The sequence below is a fragment of the Hyphomicrobium sp. MC8b genome, assembly GCF_905067615.1.
GTDB lineage: Bacteria > Pseudomonadota > Alphaproteobacteria > Rhizobiales > Hyphomicrobiaceae > Hyphomicrobium_B.
The window spans coordinates 441,349-463,557 of sequence record NZ_LR898465.1 but is presented as its reverse complement, the minus strand read 5'-3'; the positions used below and the strand labels follow the sequence as shown (position 1 = coordinate 463,557).

The following is a 22,209-nucleotide window of genomic DNA, read 5'->3' as shown; positions in this document are numbered from 1 at the left end:
GGAGGGAGGAGCACGCTGAGACGCATCGCGATTGCGGGGATTGTGGTCCTCGCAGTCGCCTCGGGCGGCGCCTACGGGCTCTATCTCAAAGCCTTCGCCGATGCCGGACCGCTGCCGCTCGAAAACGCGAAGGCCGTCTCGACCACCGTCGTCGACCGCGATGACCGCTTGCTTCGCGCCTTCACCACGACCGACGGCATGTGGCGCCTGCCGCTCGACCCGAAAGACGTCGATCCGCACTATCTGAAAATGCTCTTCGCCTTCGAAGACAAGCGCTTCTATGTCCACCACGGCATCGACTCCAAAGCCGTCGTCCGCGCCGCGCTGCAGATGCTGCGTCACGGCCGGATTGTCTCCGGCGGCTCGACGCTAACAATGCAGGTCGCTCGCCTGCTTGACGGCCGCCACGAACGCACCGCCAGCGGCAAGCTTCGCCAGATGGCCCGCGCCATCGAACTCGAACGCGCGCTGTCAAAACGCGAAATTTTAAAACTCTATCTTCGTCTCGCGCCCTTCGGCGGCAATCTCGAAGGCGTCCGCGCAGCCTCGCTCGCTTACTTCGGCAAGGAACCGAAACATTTATCGTTGGGCGAATGCGCGCTGCTCGTCGCCCTGCCGCAGTCGCCCGAGGTCCGCCGTCTCGACCGCAACCCGAAAGCCGCATTGCACGCCCGCAATCGCGTGCTGAATCGCGCCGTTGCCGCACACGTCATCACTGCCGCAGAAGCCGAGCGCGCCAAGGCCGAACGCATCCCGTCAGCGCGTTACGCGTTCCCTCTGCTCGCGCCACATCTGTCGGAAAGCGAAGTCGCCGCGCATCCGACCGAAAGCGTCATCAAACTGACGCTTGACCGCAATCTGCAGGCAAGCCTCGAACAACTCGCGCAGGATCATGCCCGATTGATCGGCGACAACGTCTCAACCGCCATCATCGTCGCCAACCACCAGACCGGCGAAATTCTCGCCGAGGTCGGCTCCGCCGATTATTTCGACAAGGACCGCCACGGCGCAGTCGATATGGCGACCGCCGTACGCTCGCCCGGCTCGACGCTGAAGCCGTTCATCTACAGCCTCGCCTTCGAAGCCGGTCTCGCGCATCCCGAAACGCTCATCGAAGACCGGCCCGTCCGCTTCGGCTCCTACGCGCCGAAAAATTTCGACGAGGGTTATCACGGCACCGTTTCAATCCGCGAAGCGCTTGAACAATCGTTCAACGTCCCAGCCGTCCGCGTGCTCGCGCGCGTTGGACCGGGCAAGCTCGTCGGCCGCTTCCGCCGCGCCGGTGTCGAAGCCCGCTTTCCGGACAAATCCGAGCCGACGCTGGCGATGGCGCTCGGCGGCACGGGACTGACGCTCGAAGACATGACACAACTCTATGCGGCCCTCGCGCGCGGCGGTGACAGCATCATGCTGACGCATCGCTGGAGCGAGCGCGGCAAGGTCTGGGCAACGTCGCATCTGAAGCCGCTCGTCAATGCGCACCGCCTGATGTCGCCGCTCGCCGCCTGGTACGTCACCGATATTCTGAAGGACGCGCCGCCTCCGCTAAACGCCAAGGGCGGACGCTTCGCCTACAAGACCGGAACATCCTACGGTTATCGCGACGCCTGGGCGATCGGCTACGACGGCAAATATGTGATCGCAGCCTGGGTCGGCCGGCCGGACAATTCGAGCATTCCCGGCCTCGTCGGCCGCAGCGCCGCCGCGCCGATGTTGTTCGACGCGTTCGAGCGCGTTCCCGGCGGCCGCACGCCGTTGCGCGGCGCGCCTGCGAACGCCATCCGCGCGACGAACGCCGAGCTTCCCGCCCCGCTGAAACGCTGGCGCGATCCCGGCGACGATCCGGTCGCCGGAAAATTTCTCGAACCGCCGGTGCTGATCTCTTTCCCGCCCGATCAATCGGAAATCGCCGAATCCGATCTCGACGGCGATCCGCTGATCTTGAAAGCCGACGGCGGCGCGCTGCCGCTGACGTGGCTCATAGACGGCAAGCCCATTCCGTCCGATACCCACACGCGCGAAGCCACATGGCAACCCACCGAAGGCTTCGCCAAGCTGACCGTCATCGACGCAAACGGCCGCACCGACCGCTCCGCAATTCGTGTACGATGACGGCAACTAGCCCTGGTTTCTGCCGCCGCGAGCGGATTTGCACCCGCCGTTCACGCTCGCCCATCAACGAGGAGAGACGAGCTAAGTCAGAATTCGTGCGTAGATGAGCGACACGCACGAACGCTCGACGTGATGTTTAATGCGAGGCAGGTACCAAAAGTCCCATTTGGAACCGGAACGCCGATGGTGCAGAGTGTGCTGCGTATTCCATTTTTGACGCTTCGCGCATTCTGGATTTCAAACGCCCTATGATGTGTTGCCATTCCTTTTTCCGCAGCTTCGCGCTCGCCTTCACCCTGATCGCAGTCGCCATTGCAAACGGCGGCTGCAACGACGCGCAGCACGATGCGTCCTCGGCGCGACCGCTGCCCGCACTTGGCGCCAAGGTTGATGAAACATCCGTCTCGGGCATCTCATCGGGCGCCTATATGGCGGGTCAATTCCAGATGGCACACGCCAAGCGCGTCGTCGGCGCAGCCATCATCGCAGGCGGCCCTTACGGCTGCTCCGAGAGCATCTTCGCCAACACCATGCCAGGCACCGGCACGGCAATCTTGAATCTCAGCAAGGCCGTCAACGGCTGCATGCTGAACCTGCTCGGCATCTGGGGCGTCTCCGATCCCGAAGACCTCGCGAAGAAAGCCGAAGAACGCGCCGCCAAAGGCGAGATCGATCCGATCGCAGACGTCGTCCGCGACCGCATCTATCTCTTCACCGGCACGTCCGATCGCACCGTCGCCCCCGCGATCGTCAGGCACGCGTCGGAATTCTACGAAAAGCTCGGCGTGCCGAAAGCCAACATCGACCTTGTCTCCGATCTGCCTGCGGGTCACGCATTCGTCACCGACGATGAAGGCAGCGCCTGCAGCGTTTCCGGCGAACCCTACGTCGTCAACTGCGGTTATGATCAGGCTGGCGCGCTATTGAAATTCATCTACGGCGATCTCCGGCCCCGCGCGACGACGCTCTCCGGCAACTTCTTTGACTTCGATCAGCGTCCATTCGTAAGTGACGACAACAGCGCCGAGCTTGCGGAAACCGGCGTCGTCTACGTGCCGAAGTCCTGCACCGAGACGCCCGGCTGCCGCGTCCACATCGCCTTTCACGGCTGCGCCCAGAATCGCGAGGCGGTCGGCGACACGTTCATCAAGGAATCGGGCTTCGCGCGATGGGCCGACACCAACCGCTTCATCGTGCTTTTTCCACAGGTGGCGGATTCGGCCGCCAACCCCCAAGGCTGTTGGGATTGGTGGGGTTATACCGGGCCGCAGTATTTAACTCGTGACGCGCCGCAGATTGCCGCAGTGAATCGTATGCTAGATGCCTTGCAAGCGCCCGGCGGAGGCGCATAAAGCCTACCAGCAACAAACGTCGGGCAACCAATAAGATCGGCGCATCAGGGGCACGGCAAACGGGGGGATTTTCAATGCTCGCACGCGAACGCCTTTTGGCACCCTTGTGGCCAGCACCCGGATCGGTTCGCCGGCCTTCGACGTCCACCATCGCCCGCGCCGTCGAGCTGACGGCAGCCGCCGCAGCGATGGGACTGCTCGTGATGGCGGCAGCGCTCCCGAACGATTCCGATACGCGTGCCACCGCGACCAATCCTCCGGTCTCAACCGCCCAGCATCCCGGCCGCGAAAGCGACTTCGGCGCCTACCTCGGCGCGCCTTATCACTATCCGAGCGATTTTCATTATGTGAAGCCCGGCAACTCTGATCTGACGATCAAGAAGATCGACTGGTTCACGTTGCCGTTCGAGAACCCGCTTTACTACGGCGTGCGCATCCAGCGCTGGTTCAGCGGCCGCTTCGGCACGATGCTCGACTTCACGCACTCGAAAGTCCACGCGCCGTTCGACGACCAGCAGTTCGATATGGAAGGCACCTTTGACGGCAAGCCGGTGCCGCCAAAAGGGCGCGTTGGCGATTACTTCAAGAAACTCGAATGGACGCACGGCCACAACATGCTGACGCTCAACGGCCTGATGCGTCTGCCGTCGCTCGGCATCTTCTCGCCCTACTTCGGCGCGGGCGCGGGTCTGTCGTTCCCGCATTCGGAAATCTATCCGAAGAACGCACCATCGCGGACCTACGAATACCAGTACACCGGTCCCGTCGCCCAGGCGCTGTTCGGCATCGAGCTGCGGCTCAAGACCGGCTCCGTCTTCATCGAATACAAATTCACGAGCGCCGATTATTGGGGACCGCTAACGGGCCGCGACGGCACTTGGTTCCCGATCGACATGTGGCGCCAGTTCTCGCGCTGGTGGTCGGGCGAGCCGACGAAAGACGGCTGGGCGGGCGCCAAACTGACGAGCCATCAGGTGATCGGCGGTTTCCTCACGCGCTTCGTGCCGAAACCGGCAACGCCCTAAGACACGCGAACGCTGCGGGACCGGGGAGCAGCTTTGGCTTTCCCGGTCTTACGGCTTTTGATTGAAGTTACTGCCTGCATTGATTTGAGGGCCGCCTGGAACGTCTTGAGTTCGGCGGCAAGCCAAGTTTCGAATGCCATCGCCGCATCCGAAATCTTCGCACCGGATCGGCGCACGAGATAATAGCCGAACCGCGTCGCCCTGATATCGAGCGGCCGAACAAGCCGGCCGGCGATGAGCGCATCACCCGCCTGGATTTGATCGGCGAGCGCCAAACCTTGCCCGGCTTCGGCTGCAGCAATGATGAGGTCGCCATTAAGTGTCGGCCCGGACGGCGTTACCTCGTCCGCGACGCCTGCCGCCGAAAGCCACGCGTCCCAGCATTCCTTCGCCGTCTCCTGAATGAGAAGACTGCCGTCCAGATCGGAGGCGACAAACAATGGATTGTCGCGCAAGAATTGAGGACTGCAGACCAGCGTCAGTTCAGAGAGCGCGAGTGGCTTGCTTTCGAGTCCTTCCCAGGCACCGCCGCCCCAGCGGATGCCGAGGTCGACGTCCTCTCTGGAAAAATTGACGAGACGGGGCGTTGCATCAAGAACGATGTCGATATTTGGGTTCTGCGCCGTAAAGCCGCCGAGCCGCGGCACCAACCAGAGCGCGGCGAAAGCCGGATCGGATGTGACCATCAAACGCTTGCGCCGCCGCGACGGCCGCGCGAATTGGCTGACGGCTCCAGCAAGAAGATCGAACCCTTTTGTAAGTTCGAGCGCCAACGACCGGCCGACTTCCGTCAGCTCCACGCCGCGTCCCGTGCGTTCGAACAGTGGCGTGCGGAACTCGGCCTCGAGCGCGCGCACATGCCGGCTTATGGCGGCATGCGTAACATTGAGTTCATCGGCCGCACGCGAAAAGCTCGACAGCCGCGCGGCGGCCTCGAACGCTTTCAGTGCATTGAGCGGCGGTAATCGTCGGGCCATGGCTGATGTAACAAAAACTTACACGTTCTGTAAAGTAACGCCGTTTGTTCGAAGCGCTGAGGAAGCGCACCGTTCTCAGAGCAATTCGAGAACGGAGAACAAGATGATGCGTGTGATCGAGCACCTGATCGCAGCGATCGAAGCCCTGCTTTATCCCGACCGCCGCCCCTTCGATGACGAACCGCGATCCTGACAGAATGGAAGTCGGCGTGGGATGCCTTTCGTCAACCCTGCTCTATGCGGGCACAGCGTTGTCCGTCGTCCCCTTCTTCTGCGGCTCGGCCGCTGTCGTAGTAGCCGCTGCTCCGCTGGTCTCATCGGTGTAATCGGGATAGAGCTTTTTCGTGAGAATTGCATAAGCGGCTTTAGCGTCGGTGACACCTTGATCAACGTCCGCTGCTCCGTTCATCGTTAGTACGCTGACAGCTTGCTCCATCGCATCAAGCTTAGCGCCGTCTTTATCGGGCTGAACTTCGTCGGCTGCGGCGGCCGCATCATAATCGGCCTGCTTTTGCGCGATCTCTCCTTTAAAGATCTCGGCGGCCATGTTCGAAACGGACGCAATGGCCACCGGAGGCGGCGGGATATCGCCATACCGGGAAGGAGTAACGGAAAACGAAAACTCTTCCTCAGGAAAGAGTTTGCGATGCGCATTGACGACGTCGCGCAATGCGAGTTGCCTAGCGGCGTCCACCGATATCCTTTTGTGATCCTCATTCAGCGCTTTGGCGGTCTCCTCCTTGACCTTATCGCTGAACTCCTTTTGCAGGTCATGATCGGAAAAGACATCCATCAAGCTTTGCCAAACATCATCCGAGCTGGCGCTGAACCCTCCGCCGGCAAGAAATGCGAAGACTTCCTTATTCTGGGGCTGAGGTGCAAGGGACGCACCTAACGCGGCCTTCGCGGCCAACGCCACGCTGGATTTGATGTACGTGGACTTGTCATTGGAGGAAGACGGCGAGTCTGGCTTGCCCTGCAAAAGTTGCAGTGCCACTACGCGGGTGTTGTAGCTGGACGTGGGACCGATCGCTGTCACGGCAACCCTCCACCGAATCGCGAGGCATAGGACATTTGGCATAGACCGCGTTAACGCTCGCTTAATCACACGCGAGCGGCCCGCCAATCGTTCTTGCTACACAAACGCCTCGCCTCACGAAGCGCCGACGCTGAGAAAGCCGCTAAAACCGCTTCAGCAGCCGGTCGATGTATTCGAGTTCGTCCTCGGGACGCGTATTCTGACCGGCGCGCTTGCGCAGCTCTTCGAGGATCTCACGCGCCCGCTGGGCGTCGATCGCATCCGGCACCTTCACCGAATTGCCGAAGTCCGGACCTTGCGCCCGCTGCGGCCGTCCAAACGGATCGCGCGGTGAGGAACCGCCTCGGCCCAGCCGCTGCTGCGCGTTCTTCTGCATCTGCTCAGCCATCTGCTGCGCGCTCTGGCGCATCTGGTCGAGCGCTTGCCCTTGCTGGTTCGCGGCTTCGTCGAGATCGCCCTGCTTCAAGGCATCCTGAGCCTTGCCCATCGCATCCTGCGCATTGCCAAGCTTGTCGGGATCGCCGGCGCCCATCTGCTCAAGATCCTTCTTGAGCTGATCGAGTTCGTTGCGCAGTTGCGCCTGCCGGTCCTGCAAGCTGCCCTTGCCGCGCCGCTGTTGCTGCCCGCCAGACTGTCCCTGCTGGCCCTGCGGACCTTGCCCCTGGTCGGCGCCGCCTTCTTGATCGCCCTGCATGCCGTTGTCGCCGCGCTGCTGGCCCTGGCCCTGCTTGCCCTTGGAACCGGTCCGCGGTTGACCGTCCTGACCCTGCTGATCTTCCTGCGAGCCGCCCTGCCCTTCCTGGCGGCGACGCTCGCTGAACGTATCGTCCATCAGCTGCTGCTGCTTGCCGGTGAGATCGCTCAGCTGATTGAGCTTCTTCATCATCTGCTCGGCGCGCTGTTGCTGTGCGCGTGCTTCCGGCGTGTTGGCCGCCTGCAGCCGATCCATCAGTTCGCGCAGCTCTGAGAGCATCCGCTCGGCATCTTCGCGTGACCCTTCCCGCGCGCTCTTTTCAAGATCCTTCATCATCTGATCGAGATCTTGCTGGCCGAGTTGCTGGCTCTGATCGTCCGGAGGATTGCCTTGAGACGGATTGTCCTTTTCCGCCTGCTTCTGCATCTCGTTGAGATAGTCGTTGAGCCGCTTCCGCAGCTCCGCCATCGCGTCTTGAATTTCCTTATCGTCGCCTTTCTCGATGGCATCCGACAAGCGATCCTGCGCGTCTTTCAACGCCCGCTCGGCCTGCGAAAGATCGCCGTCTTCGATCTTCAGCGCGATCTGCCAAAGCTCCGAGACCGACGAATTGGTCGCCTCGCGCGAGTCCTCGCGGTCGAGCCGATGAAAGACCGACCGAAGCCCCAGATAGACGCCGTTGTCGGTAATGAATCCTTCAGGCTCCATCGTCAGCGCATCGAGCGCACGCACGACCATCGGCCGGTTGCGCGAATCGTCCATGAGTTTGCCGCGCTGCTCGACGACGGCGCGCGCCAGCGGATTTTTGAAACGGCGCGATGGCAGCACCACCTCGATCGCCTTGCTGCGCCCAATCTGGCCCCCGACATCCGTCGCTTCCAGCCACAGCTTGACGCGTTGCCCCGCAAGCGGGTTCTCAGCCACGTCGAGCAGCGTCGACGTATCGACCGTCTTGGCGCCGGGACGAGGAATGCGCAGGCTCAGCACCGGCGGCCGTTCGAGCGGCAGTCGCGGCCCGGTGAGCGCGGGCGGCTGCGCCCACGCCTTTGACGGATCGACGGGCTTGGGCGCAATTTTCTGCAGCTTCACCTCGGCACTTTGAATGCCGTAATCGTCGTCTGCCTTGTAGGTCACGCGCATCGAGCCACGCGGAGTGCCGCTAATCGGCTTCGTCATTGCGATCTTCGGCGGCGCATCGACGATGACGTCGAACGTCCACAACCCAAGCTCTTGTGACCCCGCAAGCGCCCGCACCCGCGCTGACTTGCGGATCTCGTAACGAACCTCGGCGACATTGGCCATGTCGCTGTTCTTCGGCGCGTCGGCCTTCGGCTTCTCTGGCTTGACGGTTAGCGGCTCGGTCGCGCCATCCGCGAGGACTTCGAGCGAGACGCCATTGGAATCGAAGCCGACGCCTCTCAGCGTCAGCAGGCTATGATCGGGCACCTCGAAAAACTTGCCCTGCTCCGGTGTTTGCTCATCGGCCTGCTTCGAACCATCAGCCAGCAACACCGGCGGTAAGCCGGTGTAGGGCGGCGGAGTGACCCAGGCATCGAGACGCGCAGGCGGACCATGCTCGTTCGTGCCGAAGCGGAACGCAGCCGCAAGCCGGTCTCCGAGGCTGCCGGTCGCCATCACCGCGACGGGGATCAGTAGCAGCAGCAATAGCCCGCGGACGGCCCACGGATCGAACCGATCCGTGCGCGGCGCAGGATTACCGACCTTCAGCCGTTGAATGGCTTTCGCCAGCCGCTGCCGGTGTGCCTGCCACAGCGCCGAGGTGTTGGCGTTTTCGGCACCCGAGGTCAGCGTATCTTCGTAAGAGGTCGCGGGCCGATGCGGCACGCCCGAACGGCGCTCGATGCGCCGGATCGCTTCATCGCGCGTCGGCCACGGAATGCGCACCGCGTAGATCACCGCGGCGACTGCAGCGACTGCGAAAGCGCCCAGCAAAATCTTATGCGGCAGAGGATCGAGGTTCGGCCACAACCCCAGGAACGACAGCATCGCGAACAGCATCGCAATGCCGAACACAAGCCATAGGCGCGGCCAAAGGCGTTCAAAGAACAACGCCAGCGCGCTGAGACGAACTTTACGCGCGAAAGAACGCGACATTTCGGGACCGGGGTCCCTGCTTTGGGGCTCTGGCATTAACTCAAGCTATCACGAGGACCAGTCTTGGCACGTTAACAAAATGCAACTTCCCTGATTTTGGAAGGGGCACGTGAGCCGGAAGAACAAGCTTGTGCCGACGTCGTTCCTGCGGCGGAAATAATCTCCACTCCACCACAAGTTGTCGCAGAGCGTCAATTCGCCTGCGCGAAAACTCCGTCGTCTGAGCAACCGCAGATTGACCCTGCCGACCAAAACTGTCAGCACTCCTACTAGGATGCCGGCGGACGATTCAATACGGGGCGCGTTCGGGCACCAAAGGATCGTTATGCTCTCTGAAGTGAATTCACAAGGTGCCGACGCCGTTAGCGCCCGCTTGGCGTTCGCCCTTCAAAATGGGCATATTTGGCCGGCATTTCAGCCAATTGTCGATATTCAATCAGGCGGCCTGCAAGGCTTCGAGGTTCTGGCGCGCTGGACCGATCCTCAAGCCGGCGAGATCAGCCCAGCAACGTTTATTCCCTTCCTGGAACAGCACGATCAGATCGATAAGCTTTTCAACCATCTCGTGTATTCGGCATGCCCTGCCGCCGCAGACTGGCCCGGCCAGTTCTTTCTGGCCTTCAACCTTTCGCCCAAGCAGTTGGTCGGCAAGGGTTTCCCGGTCGAGCTCGCCGAAACCGTCCAGTCGACCGGCTTCCCCCTTGCACGCTTCCAGGTAGAGGTCACGGAGAGTTCGCTCATTTCGGACGTGGAGGGTGCCTACGCCAATCTCAACGAACTCGACGACATGGGCATCAAAGTCGCGATCGACGATTTCGGAACTGGCTATTCGAGCTTGGCGCGCCTTGAGGCCTTCCCCTTTCGCAAGCTCAAGATCGACGCCTGTTTCGTCCGAGGTCTCGACCGCGACCGAAGCAAGCGGCGCATAGCGGCTGCCATTATCGGACTAGGCCAAAGTCTGGGGATTACGGTGGTGGCCGAAGGCGTCGAAACCTCGAGAGAGGAAGGCGTGTTGCGAGACTTAGGATGCAACCTAGGCCAGGGCTGGCTCTACGGCAGACCAACATCGAAAGATGAAGCTAGGCGGACGCTGCAAGTTCTCTCATCGACAAGCGAAGTCGACGTACCACTCGATGTCTCGCCGTTTCAGCAGCTTCACCAGTTAGCCACGCTCTACAAGCAAGCACCTGTTGGCCTTTGTTTCTTGGATCTAAGCTTCCGGCACGTGCGGGCCAACGATCGGTTCGCAAGCATCCATAACATGACGGGCAGCGAGCTTGAGGGGAAAACTATCTCGGACGTCATGAGCGGACCGACCTTGGCAACGGTGAAACGCATCCTCAATCAGTCTCTGCTCAGCGACGAACCGATCACAGAAAATTACGTCCACGGCGACAGGCACCTTCGCGTGATATGCACGAGGGTTGTTGATCTCACCGGCGAGGTTATCGGCTTTTCAGGCGTTTCCCTCGACACCGAAGCGCCTTTGGAGAGCTGCCAACGCGTGCTGGAAGGCGCAGTCGCGTTTAGAAAACATCCGCCCGTGCTTCGAAGGTGCCCAGGCTGCAGCTCGGGCTCGCAATCCCAATTCAATGCTGGGACTAGCTGATCGCCAGCCTTACCGGTCGGTCGAGAGCCAAGGCGGCAGGTGATCCGCGCCGATCAGATCGTCATAGCTCGGGCGAGGCCGGACGACCGCATACTTGTCGCCATCGACCAGCACTTCCGGAATGAGCAAGCGGCTGTTGTAGGTCGACGACATCACCGCGCCATAGGCCCCCGCGGTCATCACAGAAATCAGGTCGCCGGGCTCGAAAGGGGGCAGCGCGCGGTCTTCGGCGAGATAATCGCCTGTCTCGCATACCGGCCCGACGATATCCTGCTGGATGGGCGCAAGTTCGCTGCGGGCTTCGGCGACTGGCCAGATGTCGTGATAGGCTTCGTAAAGCGTAGGCCGGATCAGATCGTTCATCGCCGCATCGACGATCGTGAACGTCTTGTCGGTACCTTCCTTGACGTAGCTGACTTTCGTCACGAGCACGCCGGCGTTGCCGACAATCATGCGCCCCGGCTCCATCACGATCTTGAGGCCGAGCGGCCCAAGCGTCTCCTTGACGACAGCCGCGTATTCGTCGGGCGTCGGCGGAATGTCGTTGGCGCCGCGATAAGGCACGCCGAGGCCGCCGCCAATATCGAGATGCTCCAGGCCCAAGCCATCGCCCTTGAGATCGCGCGCCAGATCGGCCATCAGCCGGAACGCATCGCGGAACGGCGCAAGATCGGTGATCTGGCTGCCGATGTGCATATGAATGCCGGAAATCTTGATGCCCGGAAGCTTCGCCGCCTCGGCATAAAGCCGTCGCGCATCGGCATAGGGCACGCCGAATTTGTTCTCGGCCTTGCCCGTCGAAATCTTCGCATGCGTCTTGGCATCGACGTCCGGATTGACGCGAATGGCGATCGACGCCGTCCGGCCCATCGCCGTCGCAACCTCGCTCAGCGCCTTGAGTTCCGGCTCGCTCTCGACGTTGAAACCGAGAATGCCTTCTTCCAGCGCATAGGCCATCTCGCCCCGCGTCTTTCCGACGCCCGCGAAAATGATCTTCGACGCCGGAACACCCGCGGCGCGTGCGCGACGAAGCTCGCCTTCCGACACGACGTCCATACCCGCGCCGAGCCGTGCCATCGTCTTCAGCACGGCCTGGTTGGAATTGGCTTTGACCGCGAAACAGATCAGCGCGTTCTGCCCTTTGAACGCTTTCGACAAAACTTCGTAATGGCGCACCAGCGTCGCCGTCGAATAGCAGTAGAAGGGCGTGCCAACCTCGTCGGCGATGCGTGCGAGGCTCACATCCTCCGCGTGAAGGAGGCCGGATTTGTATTGAAAATGATGCATGGAAGCGCTTCTAGCGGATGAGAAACGTCCGCTTCACCGGAAAATGCAGGAAAGGTCAAGACGGCCCTAAAAAAAGCGCCTATCGCAGCAGCGGATCGAGGATGAAGTTTTCGTGCGGTTTCGGGGGCGCGTCCGAATTCTTGCCAGGGTCGGCGGCATCCGCCGATTTGGCCTCGCCCGAAGCCTTCGCGCCCGGAGGCGGCTCCAGCGGTCCCTTGACGCCGCAGCCAGCAAGACCTGCGGCCACAGCGCCAAGCAGCACCATGGTCCCCCAGGTCCTCATGCAGCGCAAAAGCGCGGCCATGCCCAAATTCACTCCAAAACCCCTCAGCCCGCAAAGCCTGCGGGCAACCCTTCCTGGTACTTAGCCCTTCTGCCGGGCCTTTTCCAACCGCCGAAGCCACTGGCGCGCCATTTTGGCGACGTTCTGTGGCGCGGTTCCCCCATAACTGGTCCGGCTTTTCACCGAGTTTTCCACAGACAGCACCGAGAATACGGCTTTTGTGATGCGCGGCTCGACCTTTTGCATCTCTTCGAGCGAAAGCTGTTCGAGATCAACGCCTTTGGTCTCAGCCGCCTTGACGATCGAGCCGGTGACGTGGTGCGCGTCCCGGAACGGCATCTTGAGTTCGCGAACGAGCCAATCGGCAAGATCGGTCGCCGTCGAATAGCCGCGACCGGCAGCCGCCCGCATGGCCTCTGCGTTTGGTTCGAGGTCGGAGATCATGCCCGCCATCGCCGCCATGACGAGACGCAGGCTCGACAGCGCGTCGAACGTCGTCTCCTTGTCTTCCTGCATGTCCTTCGAATAGGCGAGCGGCAGCCCCTTCATCACGATGACGAGGCCCTGGAACGCCGACGCGATGCGCCCAACCTTGGCGCGCGCCAGCTCGGCCGCATCCGGATTGCGCTTCTGCGGCATGATCGACGAGCCCGTCGTGAAGCGGTCGGAAAGCTTCACGAAGCCGAACTGCGGCGTCATCCAGATCACGATTTCTTCTGCAAGCCGCGAGAAATGCACCGCTGTAATGGTGGCGGCCGCCAGCGTCTCCATCGCGAAATCGCGGTCCGACACGCCGTCGAGCGAGTTGGCCATCGGCCGGTCGAAGCCCAGAGACTCGGCTGTCATTTCACGGTCGATGGGGAATGACGTTCCCGCCAGCGCCGCAGACCCAAGCGGACTTTCATTGAGACGTTTGCGCGCATCGGCAAAGCGGCCGCGATCGCGCGCGATCATTTCGACGTAGGCCAGAAGATGATGACCGAACGTCACAGGCTGCGCGGGTTGCAGATGCGTGAAGCCGGGCATGACGGTCGCCGCATGCGCTTCCGCCTTCTCCGCCAGCGCCTGCTGGACCGCGGCAAGCGCCACGTCGATGCCGTCAATCGCATCGCGCACAAAGAGCCGGAAATCGGTCGCAACCTGGTCGTTGCGCGAGCGCGCCGTGTGCAACCGCCCCGCCGCTGCGCCGATGAGATCCTTAAGACGGCTCTCGACGTTCATGTGCACGTCTTCGAGCGCACGCGAAAACGTGAACGTCCCGGCATCGATCTCCGCCTTGATCTTGTCCAGACCCTTTGCAATCTCGCGCGCGTCGGCCTTCGTGATGATGCCCGCTTCCGCTAGCATCTCCGCATGCGCCTTCGAGCCGCGAATGTCTTGCGGGGCGAGCGCCTTGTCGAAGCCGATCGAGGCATTTATCTCCTGCATGATCTCCGCGGGAGACATTGCAAAACGGCCACCCCACATGGCATTGGCGGGCTTGTCGGTCACGAACGGCTCCGTATCAGAGAAACGAACAAGGTTAGCAGATGGCAGCGAACAGCAAGGCACGGCCGCAGAAAGCACTTTGGATCGTGGCGCTGTCGGCGCTTGCCGGGTTCGGCGCCGTATACGTCATCGGGGGCTGGTTCGACAACAAAGCGACGGAGATTTCTAGTGCCGCAGCCCAGGATTCATCCGCTCCGGCCGTCGGTGCGTCGGGCAACTCGTCCTTCAAGCTCGGCGAGATGGCGGCATTTGTGACGAAGAAGCCGCCCGAAGCGCTCCCCGACATCACCTTCGAGGACGCCGCCGGGAAGGAAGTTCACCTGTCGAGCTTCAAGGGCAAGACGATCCTGTTGAACCTCTGGGCAACGTGGTGCGGGCCTTGCCGCGAAGAAATGCCCGCGCTGAACAAGCTGCAAAAGGAAATGGGCAGCGACAAATTCGAGGTCGTGACGCTCAGCCTCGACCGCGGCGGCTACGAAGCCTCCCGCAAATTCCTCGACGAGCTGAAAGCCACCGACGTGCACCTCTACGCCGATCCGACGGCGAAACAGGGCATGGCCCTGAAGCTGATCGGCATGCCGACGACGATCCTGATCAACAAAGACGGCTTGGAAGTCGGTCGCCTGGCGGGCTCGGCGAAATGGGATTCCGCGGACGCCAAGAAGCTCATCGAAACCGCGATCAATTAAGCCCGCACAGCTCGGGTTCATCCCACCGCTCTTGCAAACAGCGGCCTTACCGAAAGCAATTGTCATCCTCGGCTTTATGCCGAGGATTCATGTTCCCGCCCGGGCAATTGCTCAATCAATCCTCGGGACAAGCCCGAGGACGACGCCAGTTCCTTGAAGATTACTTCTTCTTCGCCGCCTTGACCTTCTGCGTCAGGGCCGAAGCCGCCGCCGACTTGGCTTCCTTGCTGGCCGTCTTGCTCTTCAAGATTTTAGCTGCCGACGAAGCCACCTTGGCGCTGGTCGTTTCCGTGCTGCCCTTCTGCGTCAGCGCCGAAGCCGCAACCGCCTTTTCCGCCTTCGTCGCCGTCTTGCTCTTCAAAACCTTCGAGGCAGCCGACGCGACTTTCTTGCTCGTGCTTTCCGATTTCGCCATGGACATCGCTTCCTTGTTGCAGCGGCCGCAGAGGCGCGGTCCGACGAGGGCGAACCATGCCAGATTCGATATGCGGGCGGAATCACACCGAAGCCCGAACGCAACCGATTTTCAGCACCTTTCGCACGGATGCTCCGTGAGCGGCCTCTCGGGTCAGCCAGGAATAGGCAAGCCGAGGGTCAGGCAGAAATTGACACCCCACGTCCAAGAGGCGACAAGGCGCGTCTCGAATGACGATAGCCAGCCCTTGGAGAAGACTTCCCATGACGAACGATGCGCTGAAATTCACCATTGAAGCGGCATGGGAGACCCGTGACGGCATTTCGTTCGACACAAAAGGCGAAGTCCGCGACGCCGTCGAAACGGCTCTGACCCTGCTGGATAACGGCCAGGCCCGCGTCGCCGAGAAGGTGAACGGCGCATGGACCGTCAACCAGTGGCTGAAAAAGGCCGTTCTTTTGTCCTTCCGCCTCAATGACATGGAAATGATCTCGGGCGGCCCGGCCGGCAGCTTCTTCTGGGACAAGGTGCCGCCGAAGTTCGCGGGCTGGACCGAAGCTGATTTCCGCAAGGGCGGTTTCCGCGTCCTGCCCGGCGCCGTCGTCCGCCGCTCGGCCTACATCGCGCCGGGCGCGGTCGTGCTGCCCGCCTTTATCAATCTCGGCGCCTACGTCGATAGCGGCACCATGGTCGACACCTGGGCGACGGTCGGAAGCTGCGCGCAGATCGGTAAGAACTGCCACATTTCAGGCGGCGCCGGCATCGGCGGTGTTCTGGAACCGCTCCAGGCCGGTCCGGTCGTGATCGAAGACAATTGCTTCATCGGCGCCCGCGCGGAGGTGGCCGAAGGCGTCGAAGTCGGCGAAGGGTCCGTGCTGTCGATGGGCGTCTATCTCGGCGCTTCGACGACGATCATCGACCGCGCCACGGGAGAAAAATTCTTCGGCAAGGTGCCCCCTTATTCCGTCGTCGTCTCGGGAACGATGCCGGGCAAGCCGCTGCCCAACGGCGCGCCGGGCCCGAACCTCTACTGCGCCGTCATCGTCAAGCGCGTCGATGCCAGGACCCGCTCGAAGACCAGCATCAACGAACTCTTGCGGGATTGATCGTGACGCCACGCAGCTATCGAGCCCTCGACCCCGCGAAAATCGTGGAAACGCTCGAAAGGCTCGAGCTGCGCATCTCGTCTCGATTTCCCGGATCGGGCCTGTCGCGGGTTTGCGACAGCCTGATCGACATTGCAAAACAAACATCGCAACGCATCGAATACGTCTCGCGTCCGAACTGGATGCTGCGCCTGCTTTTGATTGTCATGATCGGCGCAGCGCTGGCGATGCTGCTTTACTTCACATCGCAGATTTCTGCCCTCAAAGGCACCGACGAACTCTCAGAAGCGGTGCAGGGTCTGGACGCCCTGTTTAATCTCGTTGTGCTCTTGGGCGGCGGCGCCTTCTTCGTCTCGACGCTCGAAACCCGCTGGAAGCGCGCCCGCGCCTTGAGTGCACTGCACGAGCTTCGCTCCATCGTGCACGTCATCGACATGCACCAATTGACCAAAGACCCGAGCGCTATGGGCGCAGTACGAACAGAACCCTCGCCCGTCCGCAACCTGACGCCCATCGAACTTGTGCGCTATCTAGACTACTGTTCCGAGATGCTGTCGCTGACCGCGAAATGCTCCGCTCTCTATGCCGAACGGCTGAGTGACTCGGTCATCGTCGATACGGTAGGCGATCTGGAACGGCTGACATCGGAACTGTCGAATAAGATTTGGCAAAAAATTACGATCATCGAAACGCTCTACGGCCGCGACGTACCATTGCCATCGATCGAACAGACCTCTAGAAATCCCGGCTTATCATGACCCTCGTTCCGACAGATCCCGTAGCACTCGCGCAGGCTCTCATTCGCTGCGAAAGCGTCACGCCCGACGAAGCCGGCGCTTTGACGCTGCTGCAAAACGTGCTGGAGCCGGCCGGTTTCACGTGCCACCGTCTCGTGTTCTCGGAACCCGGCACGCCCGATGTCGATAACCTCTATGCGCGCCTGGGTACCGGCAGACCGCATCTTTCGTTTGCGGGCCATACCGACGTTGTCCCCGTCGGCAACGAAGCGGCCTGGACGGTCCCCCCATTCGCCGGAGAAGTGCGCGACGGTATTCTCTACGGCCGCGGCGCCGTCGATATGAAAGGCTGCGTGGCAGCGTTTCTCGCCGCGGCCATGAAGTACATCCATCACTATAACGGCCTGCCGCGCGGCTCGCTCTCGTTCATCATCACGGGCGACGAAGAAGGCCCGTCGATCAACGGCACGATGAAAATTCTCGACTGGCTGAAAGCACGTGACGAAGTCGTCGATGCCTGCCTCGTCGGCGAACCGTCAAACCCGAAAGCTTTAGGCGATGAAATCCGCATCGGTCGGCGCGGCTCGCTGACGATCGATCTCATCGTGCACGGCAAGCAGGGCCACTCGGCCTATCCGCAGCTCGCGGACAATCCGGTGCCGAAGCTCGCGCGCATCATCGACCGGCTGTCGACCACGAAACTCGACGACGGCACCGAAAACTTCCAACCGTCGAACTTGCAGGTAACGGTCATCTCCGTGCCGAACACGGCGACGAACGTCATCCCCGGCCGCGCGGTGGCACGCGCGAATATTCGCTATAACGACGCCTGGACGCGCCCCAAGATCGAAGACTGGGTCAGCAAGACGGTCGCCGCCGCTGCAAAAGAAGTCGACGCCAAATACGATCTTGAATTTTCCGGTACCGGCGACGTCTTCCTGACGAAGCCCGGCCCGCTCGTTTCCACGCTGAAGGACGCGGTGAAATCCGTCACCGGCCGGACGCCCGCGCTGACGACCGGCGGCGGCACATCGGATGCCCGCTTCATCAAAGATATTTGCCCCGTGGTCGAGTTCGGCCTCGTCAACGCCACGATCCATCAGGTCGACGAGCATACAAGCATCTCTGATCTAGAGACCCTGACGACGATCTACGAACGCTTCATTACAAATTATTTCCGCAACGGTTGAAGCTTTCTCTGCGCCCACGGCTCCCCTGCGGGGGGGCCGGTTGTGTGAAACACTCCCAACGTCATCCCGGCGCAGGCCGGGATCCAGTCAACTCGCAACGCTGGCCATTTTGTAACTTGTCTGGGTGCCGACCTTCGTCGGCATGACGGTGGTATACAGCGCGAAATGCGCGTCGGCACTGAACGCGCCACTACCTGACCGTGCCCGCGCCAACAAAACTTCCGTTTCGGGCGGCCGGCGCGCGGAACGCGTGTCGCTCGACCGCCGTCGACTGTTTCAACATGCCCGCGCCGGCGGCCGGCTCCGCGAAGCGGAGTCGTCGGCGCCAACAAAAAAGGCCGCCGTGGCTCCGGCGGCCTTTTCAAATTTCAACCCCGCTGAGGCCGAGTCTTAGATCGACTCTTTCAGCTCTTTCGCGGCGCGGAAAGCGATCTTCTTCGAAGCCTTGATCTTGATAGCTTCGCCCGTTGCCGGGTTGCGGCCCATACGTGCCGGGCGCTTGCGAACCTGGAGAACACCGAGGCCACCGATACGGATGCGCGCGCCCTTCTTGAGGTTCTTCGCGATCTGAGCAACGAGATCTTCGAGCAGCGCAACCGACTGCTTCTTCGGGATCTCATGCGTTTCCGCGAGCGTCGCGGCCATGTGCTTCAACGTGACGGTATCGATCTTAGCCTTAGCCGGCGCTTTGGCTGGTGCTTTCTTTGCTGGCGCTGCTGCCTTTGCCATTGTCATCCCTCTTGATGCGAATGCGAATCGCTTTCAGTTCGAACACTACATCGACAAAGTCCAAAAACACGCTGTTTTAGGGCCTTTTTCGAATGAGGTCGGCGAAAAGAGCAGCATTTGTTGCCCGAAAGCAAGCGCGACATAGCGCTTGGACGCAAAAAAAACGCCAAAATGCGGGATTTTGGCGTCTGAAGGGATGAACGACAGGGGAAAGTAGGGACGAAAGATCAGAAGGTCAGCACGCTTCCGCCGGTGACATCGACCGTCTGACCGGTGATCCAACGCGACTTCGGACTGGCCAGAAAGGCGACGACATCGGCGACGTCTTCGGGCTGACCGATACGTTTCAGTGCCTGCTTCCCGATTGCAAATGCCTGCCCCTCGGGATTGCTGACAAAGTCGGCGGCCATATCCGTATTGATGACGCCCGGCGCCACGGTATTGACGGTAATGCCTCGCGGTCCGAGTTCCACCGCCAAGGATTTCGCCAGATTGTCGAGAGGAGCTTTGAGCATCGAATAGGCTGCAACCGCCGGAAGCGGCGTGCGGACGACACCGGAAGATGTCGAGATGATGCGCCCGTTGTCTTTGAGACGTTTGACCGCTTCTTGCGTGATAAAGAACAGAGATTTGACGTTGACGTTGTAGATCTCATCGAAAACGTCTTCGGTCGTCTCGTTGAAACCGACGAACGGCGCAATGCCCGCATTGTTGACGAGGATATCGAACCTGGTGTCGCCCGTGCGCTGCTTCAACTCCTGATCGACGCCGGCGAACAACGCCTGCGCTGCGCCCTTCTTCGTCAGATCGGCGCCGACTGCGAAGGCATCCCCGCCGCTGGCCTTGATCTTTGCGACGACTTCATCGGCCCCAGCTTTGCTTTTTCCATAATGGACGGCAACCAGCGCGCCTTCGGCCGCGAGCGTTTCGGCAATGCTGCGCCCAATGCCACGGCTGGCGCCAGTGACGACTGCGATCTTTCCGGCAAGAGATTTGGACATGTTCTTCTCGCGTTTTTTCTCAAACGATCTGTCCTTCTAAGGTTGGCCGGCCCATTCGACTGGCGCCCCGGACGATGCAGGAGATAATGCCCTTATGCGGTAGTTCAAGATCTCCGAACTATTGAAATCTCACATTCTCGTGGTTATCTTTTTGATTATGCAGAGGCCCTTTGTTCATCCCGCAGTTGAAGACGTGACGCTTGAGAGCGTGCTCTATGCGCTCGCCGATCCGACACGCCTCGAAATCGTGAAAACGCTGGCGACCGGCGGTTGTGCCATGAACTGTTCCAAGGCCGCGCCGGCCGATTTGCCGAAATCGACGCAGTCGCATCATTTCCAGGTGCTGCGCGAAGCGGGCCTGATCCGCTCCGAGCGTCGCGGCACCGAAGTCGTCAATTCGCTGCGTTGCGCAGAACTCGACAAGCGTTTTCCGGGCGTTATCGCCTCGATCCTCAAAGCCAGCGAGAAATCAAAGAAGCGCTAAAACGGCCCGTCGTCTGACAGCAACTCTTTGGCGGACGCGCGGCGATACCTATCTCCAGAGCGGACATTACGGTCCGCTAGGGAGAGAAAGATGAGCTACGTCGACGGTTTTGTCGTGCCGGTCCCATTCGAGCGATTGAAAGACTATCGCAAACTGTCGAAACGAGCCGGCAAGGTTTGGCGCGAGCACGGCGCGCTCGCCTACGTCGAATGCGTCGGCGATGACGTCCCGCCCGGCAAGCACACGTCGTTTACGAAGGCCGTCAAACTGAAGGACGGCGAGGTCGTCGTCTTTTCCTGGATCGTCTTCAATTCGCGCGCGCACCGCGACGCCGTGAACAAGAAGGTGATGAGCGATCCGCGCTTCGCCACCCTGATGAAAGTCACACCCTTCGACGGCAAACGCATGATCTACGGCGGCTTCAAACCGATCATCGAGATGTAAGCGCTTTCGCCGACGCATCCGCGTCAACAAAGAACCTGCGATTGGCGGCCGGCTTGGCAAAGCCAAGTCGCCAATCGCAATCAACGAATCCTACTTAAAATGCTTCGAGAGCTTCAGGCCTTGGCCTTGATAGTTCGACTTGAGGCCCTGCCCGTAGAGCGTCGCGGGCGTCTCGATCATGCGCTCGTAGATCAGCCTGCCAATGATCTGCCCGTCTTCAAGAATGAACGGCACCTTGTGCGAACGTACTTCCAGCACGACGCGTGATCCGTTGCCGCCCGCCGCGGCATGCCCGAAGCCTGGGTCCATGAAACCCGCATAATGCACACGAAACTCGCCGACGAGCGGGTTGAACGGCACCATCTCGGCCGCGTGTGTCGGCGGCACATGCACAGCTTCTTTCGATGCCAGAATATAGAACTGATCTGGATCAAGGATCAGCCGGTGCTTATCCTTGACGTGGATCGGATCCCAATAGTCTTCGATCGGATAAGCGCCGACGCGATCGACATCGACGACACCCGTGTGCCGCCGCGCGCGAAACCCAACCAAACCGTCTCCGTGACCTGAAAGATCGACGGTCAGCGCGATGCCGCCTGCAATATCCGCGTCCTGCGCCGAAACCAATCGTTCCTTGGCGTGAAGCTCGCGCAGTACCTCGTCGCTGTCGGCGGCGGGCCCGTTGCGAAAGCGGATCTGAGACAGCCGCGATCCCTTGCGCACCACGATGGGAAACGTCTGCGGACAGATCTCGGCATAAAGCGGCCCGTGATACCCGCGCGGAATCTGATCGAACGCGCCGACGCCGTCGGCAATCACGCGAGTAAAAACATCAAGTCTTCCGGTCGAACTTTTGGGATTTGCCGAGGCTTCGATGTCGGCCGGCAACGCCAGCGTTTCGAGCAGCGGCACGATATAGACGCAGCCCGTTTCGAGAACCGCACCCTGGCTGAGGCTAATCGTGTGCAACGCCAATTCGTCGAGCTTGCCCTGCACCTTGCCGCCCGGACGCGGCAGAAAGCTCGCACGCACGCGATAGGCAACCGCGCCAAGCCGCAGATCGAGACTTGCAGGCTGTACCTGACCTTCCGCGGGCGGCTCCGCCAGCACGATCTCCCCGTCTGCGATCATGTGCGAAATCGCCTGCGACGGCAGAATACCGATCGCGCGCTCGCGCCGTTTATTCACTGACGTGGATTTTTCTGCTTTGGTCATTCGTTTCGGCTCAGCCCCTTCGCACCCCGTCTAGAGCAGCCGCAAGTCTTCGCCAAGGGCAGCAATCTTCACCATACACGCTTTGCGGGCCCCTCAAGGCCACCTCTTGACGCAACCAGCCACGAGCGGTAAGCCCGACGCCGATTTCGTGGTCCTTTGGCCGGCCGGCTTGCAGCCACGTTAAACAACTCGCTAAAGGGCCGAGTGCGCTCCCGGTT

The 22,209-nt window shown here is 61.1% G+C and carries 20 protein-coding genes and 1 riboswitch; of the genes, 10 read left to right on the top strand and 10 right to left on the bottom strand.

Annotation, left to right across the window (positions count from 1 at the left end; genetic code table 11):
- Window positions 1–42: 42 nt before the first annotated feature.
- The 3 genes from pbpC (at window position 43) to ACLB1Z_RS02255 (ending at window position 4,489) form a co-directional block, all read left to right on the top strand.
- Window positions 43–2,112 (top strand): penicillin-binding protein 1C, encoded by a 2,070-nt coding sequence (gene pbpC, locus ACLB1Z_RS02265; protein WP_409561852.1) that lies wholly within the window; start codon window positions 43–45, stop codon window positions 2,110–2,112.
- Window positions 2,113–2,360: 248 nt separating this feature from the next.
- A complete protein-coding gene (locus ACLB1Z_RS02260) occupies window positions 2,361–3,464 on the top strand; it encodes a poly(3-hydroxybutyrate) depolymerase (protein ID WP_409561851.1) in 1,104 nt (367 codons plus the stop codon).
- A 74-nt stretch (window positions 3,465–3,538) separates the two neighbouring features.
- Complete coding sequence (locus ACLB1Z_RS02255) at window positions 3,539–4,489, top strand: hypothetical protein (protein ID WP_409561850.1); 951 nt, start codon at window positions 3,539–3,541, stop codon at window positions 4,487–4,489.
- Here ACLB1Z_RS02255 and ACLB1Z_RS02250 read toward each other — a convergent pair.
- The 3 genes from ACLB1Z_RS02250 to ACLB1Z_RS02240 all read right to left on the bottom strand — a co-directional run bounded on the left by ACLB1Z_RS02250 (window position 4,486) and on the right by ACLB1Z_RS02240 (window position 9,314).
- Window positions 4,486–5,466 (bottom strand): LysR substrate-binding domain-containing protein, encoded by a 981-nt coding sequence (locus ACLB1Z_RS02250; RefSeq protein WP_409561849.1) that lies wholly within the window; start codon window positions 5,464–5,466, stop codon window positions 4,486–4,488. The genes ACLB1Z_RS02255 and ACLB1Z_RS02250 overlap by 4 nt on opposite strands.
- 235 nt (window positions 5,467–5,701) lie before the next feature.
- On the bottom strand, window positions 5,702–6,592 hold the full coding sequence (locus ACLB1Z_RS02245) for a hypothetical protein (protein WP_409561848.1): 891 nt from the start codon (window positions 6,590–6,592) through the stop codon (window positions 5,702–5,704).
- A 55-nt stretch (window positions 6,593–6,647) separates the two neighbouring features.
- Window positions 6,648–9,314 carry a TIGR02302 family protein gene (locus tag ACLB1Z_RS02240; RefSeq protein WP_409561847.1) on the bottom strand — a complete coding sequence of 889 codons (2,667 nt, stop codon included), beginning with the start codon at window positions 9,312–9,314 and terminating at the stop codon, window positions 6,648–6,650.
- Window positions 9,315–9,639: 325 nt separating this feature from the next.
- Here ACLB1Z_RS02240 and ACLB1Z_RS02235 point away from each other — a divergent pair, with 325 nt between their 5' ends.
- On the top strand, window positions 9,640–10,923 hold the full coding sequence (locus tag ACLB1Z_RS02235; protein ID WP_409561846.1) for an EAL domain-containing protein: 1,284 nt from the start codon (window positions 9,640–9,642) through the stop codon (window positions 10,921–10,923).
- A gap of 9 nt (window positions 10,924–10,932) precedes the next feature.
- Here ACLB1Z_RS02235 and lysA read toward each other — a convergent pair whose 3' ends face one another.
- The 3 genes from lysA to argH all read right to left on the bottom strand — a co-directional run bounded on the left by lysA (window position 10,933) and on the right by argH (window position 13,984).
- On the bottom strand, window positions 10,933–12,210 hold the full coding sequence (gene lysA, locus ACLB1Z_RS02230) for a diaminopimelate decarboxylase (RefSeq protein ID WP_409561845.1): 1,278 nt from the start codon (window positions 12,208–12,210) through the stop codon (window positions 10,933–10,935).
- Between the two features lie 79 nt (window positions 12,211–12,289).
- The gene (gene lptM / locus ACLB1Z_RS02225) at window positions 12,290–12,514 is read right to left on the bottom strand and encodes an LPS translocon maturation chaperone LptM (protein ID WP_409561844.1); all 225 of its coding nucleotides are present in this window, start codon (window positions 12,512–12,514) and stop codon (window positions 12,290–12,292) included.
- 60 nt (window positions 12,515–12,574) lie between these two features.
- Complete coding sequence (gene argH, locus ACLB1Z_RS02220) at window positions 12,575–13,984, bottom strand: argininosuccinate lyase (RefSeq protein WP_409561843.1); 1,410 nt, start codon at window positions 13,982–13,984, stop codon at window positions 12,575–12,577.
- Window positions 13,985–14,022: 38 nt separating this feature from the next.
- On the opposite strand from argH, the gene ACLB1Z_RS02215 reads away from it, so the two are divergent.
- Window positions 14,023–14,670 (top strand): TlpA family protein disulfide reductase, encoded by a 648-nt coding sequence (locus ACLB1Z_RS02215; protein WP_013945698.1) that lies wholly within the window; start codon window positions 14,023–14,025, stop codon window positions 14,668–14,670.
- A 160-nt stretch (window positions 14,671–14,830) separates the two neighbouring features.
- On the opposite strand, the gene ACLB1Z_RS02210 is transcribed toward ACLB1Z_RS02215, so the two are convergent.
- The gene (locus ACLB1Z_RS02210) at window positions 14,831–15,085 is read right to left on the bottom strand and encodes a hypothetical protein (RefSeq protein ID WP_013945697.1); all 255 of its coding nucleotides are present in this window, start codon (window positions 15,083–15,085) and stop codon (window positions 14,831–14,833) included.
- 263 nt (window positions 15,086–15,348) lie between these two features.
- Between ACLB1Z_RS02210 and dapD the strand changes: the two genes are divergently transcribed.
- Genes dapD through dapE form a run of 3 tightly spaced genes read left to right on the top strand, consistent with a single transcriptional unit; the run spans window position 15,349 to window position 18,118 of the window.
- Window positions 15,349–16,191, top strand: a complete 843-nt coding sequence (gene dapD / locus ACLB1Z_RS02205) for a 2,3,4,5-tetrahydropyridine-2,6-dicarboxylate N-succinyltransferase (protein ID WP_409561842.1) — start codon at window positions 15,349–15,351, stop codon at window positions 16,189–16,191.
- Between the two features lie 2 nt (window positions 16,192–16,193).
- Window positions 16,194–16,949 carry a hypothetical protein gene (locus tag ACLB1Z_RS02200; RefSeq protein ID WP_409561841.1) on the top strand — a complete coding sequence of 252 codons (756 nt, stop codon included), beginning with the start codon at window positions 16,194–16,196 and terminating at the stop codon, window positions 16,947–16,949.
- Entirely contained in the window at window positions 16,946–18,118 is a 1,173-nt protein-coding gene (gene dapE, locus ACLB1Z_RS02195; protein WP_409561840.1) for a succinyl-diaminopimelate desuccinylase, read from the top strand. Before ACLB1Z_RS02200 ends, dapE begins: the two co-directional genes overlap by 4 nt.
- A gap of 390 nt (window positions 18,119–18,508) precedes the next feature.
- Here the strand turns inward: dapE and ACLB1Z_RS02190 are convergent, their stop codons facing one another.
- The gene (locus tag ACLB1Z_RS02190) at window positions 18,509–18,847 is read right to left on the bottom strand and encodes an HU family DNA-binding protein (protein WP_013945692.1); all 339 of its coding nucleotides are present in this window, start codon (window positions 18,845–18,847) and stop codon (window positions 18,509–18,511) included.
- 227 nt (window positions 18,848–19,074) lie between these two features.
- Window positions 19,075–19,848, bottom strand: coding sequence for an SDR family NAD(P)-dependent oxidoreductase (locus ACLB1Z_RS02185; protein WP_409561839.1), 774 nt, complete (start codon window positions 19,846–19,848; stop codon window positions 19,075–19,077).
- 157 nt (window positions 19,849–20,005) lie between these two features.
- Here ACLB1Z_RS02185 and ACLB1Z_RS02180 point away from each other — a divergent pair, with 157 nt between their 5' ends.
- Complete coding sequence (locus ACLB1Z_RS02180) at window positions 20,006–20,332, top strand: ArsR/SmtB family transcription factor (protein ID WP_013945689.1); 327 nt, start codon at window positions 20,006–20,008, stop codon at window positions 20,330–20,332.
- A gap of 90 nt (window positions 20,333–20,422) precedes the next feature.
- Complete coding sequence (locus tag ACLB1Z_RS02175) at window positions 20,423–20,776, top strand: DUF1428 domain-containing protein (protein WP_409561838.1); 354 nt, start codon at window positions 20,423–20,425, stop codon at window positions 20,774–20,776.
- Between the two features lie 90 nt (window positions 20,777–20,866).
- Here ACLB1Z_RS02175 and ACLB1Z_RS02170 read toward each other — a convergent pair whose 3' ends face one another.
- A complete protein-coding gene (locus ACLB1Z_RS02170) occupies window positions 20,867–21,991 on the bottom strand; it encodes a 2'-deoxycytidine 5'-triphosphate deaminase (RefSeq protein ID WP_409561837.1) in 1,125 nt (374 codons plus the stop codon).
- A gap of 138 nt (window positions 21,992–22,129) precedes the next feature.
- Window positions 22,130–22,207: riboswitch (SAM riboswitch) on the top strand.
- Window positions 22,208–22,209 lie beyond the last annotated feature (2 nt).